General features: G+C 47.0%; 10 protein-coding genes and 1 other RNA gene. 9 read left to right on the forward strand and 2 right to left on the reverse strand.

What is annotated here, in order from left to right; all coding sequences use genetic code 11:
- Positions 1 to 82: 82 nt before the first annotated feature.
- The 5 genes from LCF57_RS14320 to rnpB all read left to right on the forward strand — a co-directional run bounded on the left by LCF57_RS14320 (position 83) and on the right by rnpB (position 3,876).
- Positions 83 to 922, forward strand: coding sequence for a hypothetical protein (locus tag LCF57_RS14320; protein ID WP_226001293.1), 840 nt, complete (start codon positions 83 to 85; stop codon positions 920 to 922).
- On the forward strand, positions 919 to 1,680 hold the full coding sequence (locus tag LCF57_RS14325) for a tRNA (adenine(22)-N(1))-methyltransferase (protein WP_226001294.1): 762 nt from the start codon (positions 919 to 921) through the stop codon (positions 1,678 to 1,680). Before LCF57_RS14320 ends, LCF57_RS14325 begins: the two co-directional genes overlap by 4 nt.
- Positions 1,656 to 2,771 carry a Nif3-like dinuclear metal center hexameric protein gene (locus tag LCF57_RS14330; RefSeq protein ID WP_226001295.1) on the forward strand — a complete coding sequence of 372 codons (1,116 nt, stop codon included), beginning with the start codon at positions 1,656 to 1,658 and terminating at the stop codon, positions 2,769 to 2,771. The genes LCF57_RS14325 and LCF57_RS14330 overlap by 25 nt, the downstream gene beginning before the upstream one ends.
- A 64-nt stretch (positions 2,772 to 2,835) precedes the next feature.
- Positions 2,836 to 3,402 carry a flavin reductase family protein gene (locus tag LCF57_RS14335; RefSeq protein WP_226001296.1) on the forward strand — a complete coding sequence of 189 codons (567 nt, stop codon included), beginning with the start codon at positions 2,836 to 2,838 and terminating at the stop codon, positions 3,400 to 3,402.
- A 76-nt stretch (positions 3,403 to 3,478) separates the two neighbouring features.
- An RNA gene (gene rnpB, locus LCF57_RS14340) (RNase P RNA component class A) lies at positions 3,479 to 3,876 on the forward strand.
- A gap of 457 nt (positions 3,877 to 4,333) precedes the next feature.
- Here rnpB and LCF57_RS14345 read toward each other — a convergent pair.
- The gene (locus LCF57_RS14345) at positions 4,334 to 5,554 is read right to left on the reverse strand and encodes a PLP-dependent aminotransferase family protein (protein WP_226001297.1); all 1,221 of its coding nucleotides are present in this window, start codon (positions 5,552 to 5,554) and stop codon (positions 4,334 to 4,336) included.
- Between the two features lie 345 nt (positions 5,555 to 5,899).
- Here LCF57_RS14345 and LCF57_RS14350 point away from each other — a divergent pair, with 345 nt between their 5' ends.
- The 4 genes from LCF57_RS14350 (at position 5,900) to LCF57_RS14365 (ending at position 10,480) form a co-directional block, all read left to right on the forward strand.
- Positions 5,900 to 6,310 carry a MarR family winged helix-turn-helix transcriptional regulator gene (locus tag LCF57_RS14350; protein ID WP_226001298.1) on the forward strand — a complete coding sequence of 137 codons (411 nt, stop codon included), beginning with the start codon at positions 5,900 to 5,902 and terminating at the stop codon, positions 6,308 to 6,310.
- 79 nt (positions 6,311 to 6,389) lie between these two features.
- Entirely contained in the window at positions 6,390 to 8,153 is a 1,764-nt protein-coding gene (locus LCF57_RS14355) for an ABC transporter ATP-binding protein (protein ID WP_226001299.1), read from the forward strand.
- Positions 8,146 to 9,996, forward strand: a complete 1,851-nt coding sequence (locus LCF57_RS14360) for an ABC transporter ATP-binding protein (protein WP_226001300.1) — start codon at positions 8,146 to 8,148, stop codon at positions 9,994 to 9,996. The genes LCF57_RS14355 and LCF57_RS14360 overlap by 8 nt, the downstream gene beginning before the upstream one ends.
- 253 nt (positions 9,997 to 10,249) lie before the next feature.
- A complete protein-coding gene (locus tag LCF57_RS14365) occupies positions 10,250 to 10,480 on the forward strand; it encodes a hypothetical protein (protein WP_226001301.1) in 231 nt (76 codons plus the stop codon).
- 58 nt (positions 10,481 to 10,538) lie between these two features.
- On the opposite strand, the gene LCF57_RS14370 is transcribed toward LCF57_RS14365, so the two are convergent.
- A complete protein-coding gene (locus LCF57_RS14370) occupies positions 10,539 to 12,419 on the reverse strand; it encodes a S8 family peptidase (protein ID WP_226001302.1) in 1,881 nt (626 codons plus the stop codon).
- Positions 12,420 to 12,571 lie beyond the last annotated feature (152 nt).

Genomic DNA, 12,571 nt, shown 5'->3' on the forward strand with positions numbered 1-12,571 from the left:
GTACATTGCGGACCTTCTGCGGCTTGAAGCGCGCAGGGGGTCTTTTTTTATCTCATGGCAGCCTTGGTGGAGGGGAAGAAGCTTGGACCAAGAGAAGAAACGGGCAATACTGTTACATGAAATTGAGCATTGGCGGCGAAGTCGATTGCTACCTGAGCAATATTGCGATTTTTTGTCCAACCTGTATCGGGAAGATGAAGATCCGCCACAGAGCCAAAATCGTAACAACACCGGGTTGCTTACATATCTTAAACATGGGCATGGAGTCGCTTGGCTTCTTGGTTTTGTCATTATTTCCTGCATTTGTTTGATTGGTTTTTATTTTACCGCTTTTCCGTTGGCAATGCAAATATTCTCGGCATGTGTAATCACTGCGATTTGCTATGGATTGGCTGCAATTTGGCGTTCTTCTGAAAAGAGTATGAGCGCCATGGTGAGCACCTTTGGCAGTGCGATTATGCTTGGTTCGGGTGTATGGATTATTCAGCTTCATCAGGGTGAAGCTAAGATTTGGTTTCTTGTACTCGTAGGCCTATGTGGCTTGGTATGGTGTCTCGTGGGATTAACCTTGCGTATTAGCCTTCTTCATTACTGCGGCCTTGCGGGTTTAATTTTAGTGTACGCAGTGCTTATAAGCGGTTATTGGCCTACAGCTACTCTTATGATGCTTGAAGCATTTTGGATTTTGCACGCATTATTGCTGGTGGGTATAAGCTGGTGGGTACACCGCCGTTTCCCGCGTCTGGCCTTGGTCTATTTTGCTGCTGGAATGACACTGGTTTTTATGGCTGAAGCAGACATAATCGTCCTGCGCCATCAAGCCGCTGGGGATATGGTATTTTACAGCATACTGAAGTTGGCTATTGTTGTAGGAATTTTATTTTGGACTCGAAAAAAATGGATTATGTGGGTGACGTCATGAAACTTTCGCAACGATTACAATATATTATGGAACAAATTCCTGCCGGGAGCAGACTTGCAGATATTGGTTCGGATCACGGGCTACTTCCTGTGGCTGCGGTGCGCAGTGGCAGGGTACCGCAAGCCGTTGCGGGCGAGGTCAACGATGGGCCGTTGCGTGCAGCTCAAAAGCAGGTGGCTGAAGCCGGTCTCACTGATCGCATTACAGTTAGAAAGGGAAACGGCTTGGCTGTGATTAAGGCCCATGAGGTCGATGTTATTACGATAGCCGGCATGGGCGGTGCCTTGATTGCTTCGATATTGGACCAAGGAAAAGACAAGCTTGCATCAGTGAAGCAGCTTGTTTTACAGCCCAACGTCGGCGAGGATATTTTGCGCCGCTGGTTGATTGAGCATCAGTGGGTATTAACAGGCGAGCATATAATGGAAGAGGACGGGAAAATATACGAGGTTCTAACGGCAACACCTGCTTTAGAAACCCCGTTGACACAGGACGAGCTGTATCGACCATGGGAGCTTCCCGGAAGCTCGTTGGTGCTGACTCGGGATTGGCTGATGCAACTTGGACCGTTATTGGTCAAAAAGCCGAATGAAGCCTTTTTCAGGAAATGGCGTCTGGAAATTCGGAAGCTTCAGGATGTAATGGCACAGGTCTCGCGGTCTGAGCAGGAATCTGCGCAGCATAAGCAGGAGCAATTGCGTAAACAAATTGAACAATTAGAGGAGGTACTTGCATGTTTGCCAAAGGACAAACAGTGATTAGCTATATGGAGCAGCTGGCACCCAAATATTTGGCAGTTCCGGACGACAGAATCGGGCTTCAGCTTGGTAGCCTGCAGAAGGAAATCAAAAACATATTGATCGCTCTGGATGTCAATGACGAGGTTGTCGAAGAGGCGATCCGCGTAAAGGCTGACCTCATTATTGCCCATCATGCGATTATATTCCGTCCACTTAAAGCCTTGAACACGGATCAGCCTGCGGGCAGATTGTATGAGAAGCTGATCAAGAATGACATTGCCGTCTATATTAGTCATACGAATCTGGATACGGCAGAGGATGGCATGAACGACTGGATGGCAGAAGCCTTGGGGATTCAAAGTGAAGGCTCGCTGGAAGATGTTCACACGGAGCAACTATTCAAGCTTGTCGTTTTCGTACCCAAAACACATCATCAAAAGGTATTGAACGCCGTGCTGGGTGCCGGAGCCGGACATATTGGCAATTATAGTCATTGCAGCTTTAACATTGATGGCTACGGAACTTTCATGCCGGGTGAAGGGACACAGCCATTTTTGGGTGAGCCGGGCAAAATGGAACGTAGTACAGAGGTCCGGATTGAGACTGTTGTACCGCAGGGTGTACGCAATAAAGTCGTGCAAGCCATGCTGAAGGCTCATCCTTATGAAGAGGTGGCTTATGACCTGTACCATATGGATTTGCAGGGCCGTACCTTTGGCTTGGGGAGGGTGGGCAAGCTTAAAGAAGCCCGCACGTTGCGCGAGTTTGTAGACGATGTGAAAAACGGATTTAACGTCGAGCATGTACGCGTGGTGGGCGACCTGAACCGAACGATCAAAAAAGCAGCCGTGCTGGGAGGCTCGGGTAGCCGATATGTGAATAAGTCGCTTTTTAAAGGAGCTGACGTATTAGTCACGGGGGATATCGATTATCACACGGCACAGGATGCCCTGATGGCGGGTATCGCCATTATTGACCCTGGACATAATGCTGAGAAGATTATGAAGTCTAAAACGGCAGAATGGATGCGCAAACGGCTGGAAGAAGGCCGATACGCGACGGAAGTACATGTATCCCAGGTGAATACTGAACCTTTCCAATTCTTGTAAAGTCCTAACTTCTATGAGAAAATAAAGGTGTTTCATTACTTTTAGTTCATAGGGGAGAGGTTACGTGCGAACTCTAATTGCTGATCCTGTGATTCATGCCTATCCAGGGATGGTTGCTGTTGTTACTTCGTGCCACAATGGTATGAAAAATGTAATGGCCTCTGGCTGGCATACATATATCGGATCATCACCTGGCATGTATGGTATTTCGTTGCGGAAGGAAACGTATTCACATGGTCTGATTGAAAAAAGTGGGGGCTTCGGTGTTCAATTTTTGCCTGCCCACAGATCAGAATTGATTCAGGCTGTAGGTACTTTTAGCGGTAGAGATATAGATAAGTTCCAGCATTTCGAGATTGCATATGAGGACGGAGTTACAGTGGACGTCCCTATATTGCTGGATGCTTATCTTGCTTATGAATGCAAAGTGGTGGATATTCATACCTTTGGGGATCATGATTGGATTGTCGGTGAGATAAAGCAAGCTTACCGGGATGATGAACTCTTTCTGGATGAAGGCACACCTGAATTTAGTAAGCTGCATATTCCGCTATACGTGGGTCGCTCTACTTATCTCGTGGCAGATAATACGTTGCAAAAGAAGGTACACCCGTTTTATTTGGACAAATAAAGGAATTTTCCTATTTTACAATAATTTCAGGTTGTATCGTGCGTACGTTCCCTGTATACTATGTAATGTTGTTCGGAAAGTTTGACAGACAATCGCTGGCGGCGTGAGCCGCGAGAGGAAAGTCCGGGCTCCATAGGGCAGGATGCTGGATAACGTCCAGTCAGCGCGAGTTGAAGGATAGTGCCACAGAAATGGACCGCCGATGGCCGCTTGCGGCACAGGCAAGGATGGAACCGAGGTGTAAGAGACCCCGAGGAACGCTGGTGACTTCGTTCCTGGTAAACCCCATCTGGAGCAAGACCTAATGGGACACAGCTTCTTCGCGAAGCAGCCTTAGCCCGAGGTGTGTCTAGGTTGGTCGCTGGAGCCGGATAGCAATATTCGGCCTAGATAGATGATTGTCGCTTGTAGTGGGAGGGTAGTTCCCGTCTGTACCACGATAGCACAGAACCCGGCTTACGGAAAACTTTCCCCACTGCAACATTTTAAAATGCATGATTTTAACCTTTGTAATTGAACTGTTTGCATGAAAAACTTTTAATCCAAATGTATTTATTAAATGATTAAAAAGGGTGAGTCATATTCCTGAGGGAATCATGATTTGTCCTTTTTTGTATACCATATCTACGCAGCGTGCGTGTATTTTTAGGTCTATTCATTTGTTACATCTTTTGAAAACGGAATGAAGCCCCCAATATCATGTTGGGGGCTTCATTCCGTTTTTTATCTACTCTCATTCCCTCTACCATAAAAACGTCCGGGGATGAGGCACGTAGTCAACGTAGCGGGGGATTTGAATCTGGAGAAGCGCAGCGTTCGCCTTTGCTCCCGGATTTCGACCTTTGTTGGAACTTATATGATTAGGAATCCGGAGGCAACAGCGATCGTAAGATCAAATGATTCGCGAAGCGATCTCACCGTGCCAACTTCATCAGCGCACGCTTTTTTCCAATCTTTCCTCTGTATACATCTTCAATGCCCGATCCAAACGGTCAACCGCTTCAGGAAGCAGGGAAGGATCAGTATGCGTAAAGTTGATCCGCATATGGTTGCTACCGCTCAGATCAGCATAGAATACTTGTCCTGGCACAAATGCGACGCCTTCCTGAATAGCCAGTTCCAGCAAGCGATCGGAACGGAAGCCTTCCGGTAAAGTAACCCACATAAACATGCCTCCAAGAGCATCATCCCACGTAATGTCTTCCCATTGACGTTCTTTCATCAGCGTTGTGAGGCGTAGCATACGAGAATGATATTCGTTGGATACTGTACGAATATGTCCATCCAAATCAAAAAAGTCCAAGAGCTCATTTAAAGCACGTTGATCGATACTGCTGGAGTGCAGATCAGCAGATTGTTTGGCTTTTGAGACTTTATTGACAATCGCTTGATCAGCAATCAACCATCCAGAACGAACACCAGGAGCAACGGTTTTGGAGAATGTAGAGGTGTACATGACATGACCGTCTCCGCCTTGCTGCTGGTTAATGGAGAAGAGGGATGGGAAGTTAAGGTTTTCGTCAAATTTGAGACGTCCGTAAGGATCATCCTCAAAAATCAAAGTTTCGTATTTACGGCATAGCTCAACAACGCCTGTTCTGCGTTCCATGCTCCATACACTGCCCGCCGGATTGGAGAAGGTTGGTATGACATACACGAATTTAGGCCGATGTTTCTTGAGCTTGGCTTCAAGATCATCTAATTGCATACCGTTGGAGTCTGTATTTACACTGATAATGTTGGCGCCATAGGACTTAAACACCTGAAGAGCTGCCAAATAAGTAGGGGACTCCACTAATACAGTATCCTGCGGATCAAGCAGCACACGCGAAACCAGATCGATAGTCTGCTGCGAACCCGTCGTCATGATGATGTTATCTCTGGTGACGGAGATGCCTTGGGATGCCATCATGGTTGTAAGACGTTCCCGTAGAGGAATGTATCCATCGGTTAGACCGTATTGAAGCGCGGTAGTACCGCCGAGACGGAATACCCGCTCATAGGCTTTAGCGACAGCTTCGAGGGGAAAAAAGGCATCGGCCGGAAGACCGCCAGCCAGAGATAACACATCTGTTCCCTGTGTCAGCTTCAAAATGTCCCTAACGATGGACGAGCCCTGAGTACGAGCCATACCCGAAAATTTGTATTCCAATCCAATCATCTCCTGTGTTCTACTGTACTATGAAATTTATTGTATTATAACAATAATGAAGTATAACAGTAAACGACTGAATATAACAGTTGATTGGTCTAATTGAAAGCCGAAAAAATCCTGATCCCAAGAAAAAGATGAACGAAAAAGAGAGGATGAAAAACTGCAATGAGTGAACAGGATAAACGCACCCGTAACCTTTCGCTTCGAAAGGCTGCGGGTTTTTGTATGGGGAAAATTAGTGAAAGTACAAGTTCGCATTCCATATTTTCTCAAATTGACTTTTTACCCGGACATCATTATTATCTTATAGTATAAGATAAAAGCTAGAAGGTGTTGTGACCATTGGATTATAAGACATTAGCGAAAGAACTATTCGAGTATATTATCAAAACGCACAAACCGTCATTAGAGGAGCGAGGGCACTACTCACGTGGTGAAATGGGAATTCTCATCTGTCTGAATTTCAATGAGGGCGGGGTTACCTCAGGCCACTTGAGCGAATACTTGTCCGTCAGTACGGGACGGGTAGCAACGGCGCTGAAGAGCCTGGAGAAGAAGGGTCTGGTTGTACGCCGTACCGATGTCACCGACAAACGTAAGGTGATCGTATTCATTACGGATTCAGGCAAGCAATTTATGATTGACAAGTATAATGAAGGAATTGCATGGACCGAGAGCATTCTTCGCAAGTTGGACGAACAGGATGCCAAAGAATTCATCCGACTCATTAAGATTATTGTCTCTAAAAGCTGAATTTCTATGCAGGTCGCATGCAGGATGCATTAAATTGCACCAAACACCTAAGATTTTCAGATAAAAGGAGAGTACCCGAATGCTGAAGATATTCAAATATCTCAAGAAAAATGAATGGATGCTTGTGCTTTGCAGCCTGGCTTTCATCGTTGTGCAGGTATGGCTTGATCTAAAGCTACCTGATTATATGGCGGAAATTACGACCAAGCTGCAAACGGAAGGAACGCCTATGTCGGAACTGCTGATTCCCGGCAGTTACATGCTGTTGTGTGCCGTCGGCAGTATGATTGCATCTATTATTGTCGGCTATTTCGCGGCGAAGGTGGCGGCAGGGCTGGCCATGCGTCTGCGTGCGATGGTCTTTGATAAGACCTTATCCTTTTCGATGGAAGAGATGAACAGCTTTTCGACGGCAAGCCTCATCACCCGCTCTACGAACGATGTTACTCAGATTCAAACAGTGGTTGCGCTGGGGCTGCAGGTGATCATCAAGGCACCGATTCTGGCCGTGTGGGCCATTGTAAAGATTGCGGATAAAAACTGGCAGTGGACCGCTTCTACAGGAGCAGCCGTGGCTGTCCTGATCCTGATGCTGAGTGTCATTGTTATTTTCGCTCTCCCAAGCTTCCAGAGAATCCAGCGTCTCACTGATAATTTGAACAGGGTAACACGTGAGCATCTGACCGGACTTCGGGTGGTGCGTGCTTATAATGCAGATCAGTATCAGGAGGAGAAGTTTGAGCAGGCCAACGTCGAATTGACGAATACAAACCTGTTTGCGAACCGGTTAATGGCAATGATTGGCCCGGGTATGACCTTTATTATGTCGGGTCTGAGTGTCTCTGTCTATTGGGTCGGGGCTTACCTGATTAACGGGGCGGCCGTGCCGGACCGTATTACGCTGTTCTCCAATATGGTCGTATTCTCCTCTTATGCGATGCAGGTGGTCATGGCCTTTATGATGGTAAGCATGATATTCATCCTGATGCCCCGCGCTTCGATTTCTGCCAAACGGATCATGGAGGTATTGAATACCGAATCCAGCATCGTTAACGGGCAGGAGATGGCTGGAGAAGAAGGCGTTAAGGGTCAGGTGGAATTCCGTAATGTCAGCTTCAAATATCCGGACGCGGAGGAGCCCGTGCTTCGCAACATTAGCTTTACGGCGAAACGGGGCGAGACGGTTGCCTTTATTGGCGCAACAGGCAGCGGCAAAACCAGCGTGATCAATCTGATTCCCCGTTTCTACGATGTGACCGAGGGAGAGGTGCTCGTGGATGGTGTGAATGTCAGAAACTATAAGCAGCAGGCACTCCATAACAAAATTGGGTATGTCCCTCAGAGAGCCGTGCTTTTCAGCGGTACGGTGGCATCCAACGTTTCGTATGGCGATAACGGAAGAGCAGGAGCTTCGGAGAAACTCGTCAAAGCAGCCGTAGGGATTGCCCAAAGCACGGATTTTGTTGAAAGAATGGACGGTCAGTATCAGGGACGGATTTCACAAGGTGGAGCGAACGTGTCCGGTGGCCAAAAGCAGCGTCTGTCCATTGCGCGTGCCATCTACCGTCAGCCGGAGATTTATATCTTCGATGATTCCTTCTCGGCACTGGACTACAGAACAGACCGGATTTTACGCTCCGCTCTCAAAAAAGAAACCGACCATGCTACGACACTCATTGTTGCTCAGCGCATAGGCACCATTAAAGACGCTGACCGGATTATCGTACTGGACCAGGGTGAGGTTGTAGGGAACGGCACACATGAAGAGCTGATGGCGAACTGCAGCACCTATCAGGAGATCGCTTATTCGCAGCTTTCGAAGGAGGAACTCGTACATGGATAAGAATGAACACACCGTCGGCAGCCAGCATATGAAAGTGAAACAGCATGGTCCCATGGGTGGAGGTCCTGCGAGAGGGATGGGTGCTGGTGAAAAAGCGAATGATTTTAAAAAAACCATCAGCCAGCTCTTATCCTACAGCAAGGCCTATGTGCCTATGATTATACTCGCTATGGTGCTGGCCCTAGTCGGTTCCGCCTTCAACGTGATTGGTCCGGATAAGCTCAGCGATATTGCCAACCTGATCCAGGAAGGAATCGTAACAGGGGTTGATGTGAGTGCTGTCCAGAAGATTGTTCTTGTTTTGGCGCTTTTGTATGGACTTGGTCTTATTTTTAACTATTTCCAAGGCTTCATTACGGCAACCGTGTCACAGCGTCTTACAAAGAAGATGCGGACAGAGCTGTCCCGAAAAATCAATCATATGCCTTTGAAGTATTTTGACGCTACGAGCTACGGTAATGTGCTCAGCCGTGTGACCAACGATGTCGATACCATCGGACAAACGTTAAACAACAGTCTCGGCACGCTTGTCAGCGCGCTAGCAACCTTCGTGGGCGCCTTGATTATGATGCTGTATACGAACTGGATCATGACCGTTACTGGGATTCTAGCTACGCTGATCGGTTTTTCCTTGATGACCGTGATTATGAAGCATTCACAGAAATATTTTGTAGCACAGCAAGCGGAGCTTGGCCAGATCAACGGCCATATTGAAGAAACCTATGCCGGTCATAACGTAGTCAAGGTATATAACGGAGAAAAAGCAGCCAAGGAAGTGTTCCATGGCATTAACGGCCGCTTATATACAAATGCATGGAAGTCCCAGTTCATGTCTGGTTTGATGATGCCGGTCATGATGTTCATCGGGAATTTCGGTTATGTTGCGGTCTGTGTCGTGGGCGCTTTGCTGGTAAACCAACATGCTATAACGCTCGGAACTATTGTGGCCTTCATGGTGTATATTCGTCTGTTTACACAGCCCTTGTCACAGCTGGCACAGGCCGCAACCAATCTGCAGTCGGCGGCTGCCGCCAGTGAACGTGTATTCGAATTTCTGGGTGAAGAAGAATTGGCGGATGAGAGCGGCAAGACCAAGAAGCTGGACAAAGCCAAAGGGAATGTCGAATTCAAACATGTCCGTTTCGGTTATCACGAAGACCGTATGATTATCAAAGACTTTTCCATGAAAGCTGAAGCCGGTCAGAAAATTGCCATTGTTGGTCCGACAGGCGCCGGTAAAACGACGCTCGTGAATTTGCTCATGCGGTTCTATGAGCTGAACGGAGGGGAAATCTATATTGACGGAACTCCGATCAGCCAATTAACACGTGAGAATATTCATGAATTATTCTGTATGGTGCTGCAGGATACCTGGCTGTTTGAAGGAACGATCCGTGAGAATATCGTCTTTTCCAAAGAGCATGTTACCGATGAACAGGTAAAAGCCGCATGTAAGGCAGTGGGGCTACATAGCTTCCTTAAGACACTGCCGCAGGGCTATGATACGGTGCTGGACGATAAAGCCAATCTCTCTGCCGGTCAAAAGCAATTGATTACCATTGCAAGAGCCATGATTGAAGATGCACCCATGCTCATTCTGGACGAGGCCACAAGCTCGGTCGATACGCGTACGGAATTGCTGATTCAACAAGCGATGGACCAGCTGACTGTAGGCAAAACCTCCTTTGTGATTGCCCACCGCCTCTCGACGATCAAGAATGCCGATCTGATTCTGGTTATGAAGGACGGTGACATTATCGAAACGGGTAACCATAAGGAATTGCTGGCTAAAGGCGGCTTCTATGCCGATCTATACAACAGTCAGTTTGAACATGCATCCTAAAAATAACCAGTGCCTATTTGAAAAACAGGATAGTAGTCACTAATAGCATATCAGGGTAAAAGAAAGACGTGTCTGGATGATCGCTGCGAAGGGCGATCCAGACACGTTTTTGGTGTGCACAAAAGCTGTCCGATGTTTGGTGGATTAGCTTAGCCTATTTTATAGGGGATATTTGTATTAGGGGGTAAACATCCAAGCACAGGGCACTCCTTCTTAATATGCTGTACTAATTCACCGAAAGGAGTTGCACATTATGAGTCATTGCCCTTACGACCCGATCGTGTGCCCGCCGATCCAATTTGTAAATCATCAATTTTTCCCACAAGTCGTGCCTGTGGTTCATCCGATTGAAATTGTTAATCAGACGCACATTGTACCTGTACCTCACCACGTATTTCCAGTGAGTGTAAAAGATCCTGGAGATCCATGTTGTCATACTCGCAGTCATGGCAAACGTCCTGTCCGCAGCAGCTCCAAGCGTTAAGGAAGTCTAAAAAAGCAGTCATGGTGTACACATGGCTGCTTTTTCCCAAAAGAAATTGTTACATTTCCAGCTTCTTTAAAATAGATTTTAATTTGTCGCTCAGATGCTGTGGATACAATTGTAAAGGAACATATTGGCGTTGAGCCGCTTTTAACGCCTTATACACATCAATTTGACCATATCCAAAATATTTGTCATGTCCTGGTGTGCCCAAATCAATTACGCTGCTTCTCATTAAATCCATAACCTCTTTATTGCTTAGTTCGGGGTTGATTGACCGAATCAGGGCAGCGAGCGCTGACACATGTGGACTGGCCATCGAAGTGCCCGACAGAGCAGCATATTGATTCCCTGGATACGTGCTGGCTATGCTTGCACCTGGAGCCATGACGTCCACATAATTCCCATAATTGGAAAAAGAGGCACGGTGCATGGAAGAATCCGTGGCCGAAACAGCAAACACTTCGGGGTATGCTGCCGGATAGCCGGGTCGTTCCGTATTATCATTGCCTGTGGCTGCAACTAATACAACATCTTTATCATAGGCATATTTGATCGCATCATGTAGAAATGAAGCTTGTGCGTAATTGCCTAGACTCAAATTGATAACTTTGGCTCCGTGATCAGCTGCCCATATAATACCTTCTGCAACCGAGTAAGTCGTACCTGAGCCGGATTGGTCGAGTACCTTGATCGGCATGACCTTGTTATACCACGTCATGCCGGCGACGCCCTCGCCATTATTCACGAGTGCAGAAATGATTCCGGCGACATGCGTTCCGTGACCCACGTCATCATAAGGCTTTTCAGACGTATTAACTACGTTATGTCCCGGAAGAATTTGACCCTTCAGGTCGGGATGATCCAGGTCCACTCCTGTGTCCACGACGGCAACAACTACATCCTTGCTGCCTTTGCTTAATCCCCAACCCCGATTGGTTTCGGTGGCTGGCAGATTCCATTGATAACGAGAAAAGAGCAAATCATTGGGAATAGATTCGTCTGATCTCAAAGGTGCCTTCTCATTAGTCAGATACATATAGTGAGGTTCTGAATAAAGTGGGTTCCACTTTTTCGAAAAGTATTGCTTTAGCTCTTTGTAGCTCATGTTATCTGAATGAAACACGTAGGTGTAACCCAGCTTGCGACCAGGCTCACAGTGCAAATCTTTTGCGATTTCGCGTAGCTGCTGTTGATCGGGATTGTGACGGAAGCGAACGACGATTTCATTTTCAAAATAATGGCTCGCATTTTCGTTGTCATGACCAGTCTTGACGGTGATATCGTGCAGGGTGTCAGGATGCACGGATTCAACCTTGTAGCTGCCTTCCTTGGGATAGGGAATCAAACGCAGATTCTTACGCTGATGTTTCTCCACATCACGCAATACTTGCTGGCTGACCAGAGCGACAACGCCATATGTTCTATCAGTCGATGGTTCAGCCATGACAAAATATTTACCGCCATCGACCTCAAAAGCAGCGGATTCGTAGGATTTATTTTGTATGACGGAACGACGAGCCGCAGCAAGGCTGCTTTTGATTTGAGGATGACTCAGCAGACGGGTTTGTGCTTTGCTGCCTGTATAGGTAGTACAATTCCCGTCACGCGTATGAATCCACTGTAACGTATGAAGATGGCTGTGCGATTGCTGCAGCTTGCGAGTAAACCGTCTTTTCTGATCAGTGGTTTTGCCATGAAGCTCTCGCATAACGTATAGAATATCCTGTCTGGCATCCGTGCGAGTGAGTGAATCCGTAGCCGATACGTCCAAAGAAAGTATTCCCTTTTTGAGTTGTTTCTCTTGCTGTGGTACCATCTTAGTCGTATAAGCGGGCTGCGGTGTGTGGCGATGGTCACGGGAAGGCAGCATCAGTGTGATGACAAGCACTCCGGCAGCTGCACCGAGTAAGGGCTTTAACCATTTTTGCCGAGACATGGGACTGTCCTCCTTAAGTGTTTATAATTTTATGGTTTAGCGTGAGGAGGTTGGCATGTTTTTATACCTTTCAGTGCTTATTTGTGGTAGGATAAATACTGAAAATTACAGCTCTTTCGGTTAGAAGGGACTATTTTCGGGTAACCAAATTG

The organism is Paenibacillus sp. BJ-4, from assembly GCF_020404765.1.
In the GTDB taxonomy this organism is placed as follows: Bacteria; Bacillota; Bacilli; order Paenibacillales; family Paenibacillaceae; genus Paenibacillus.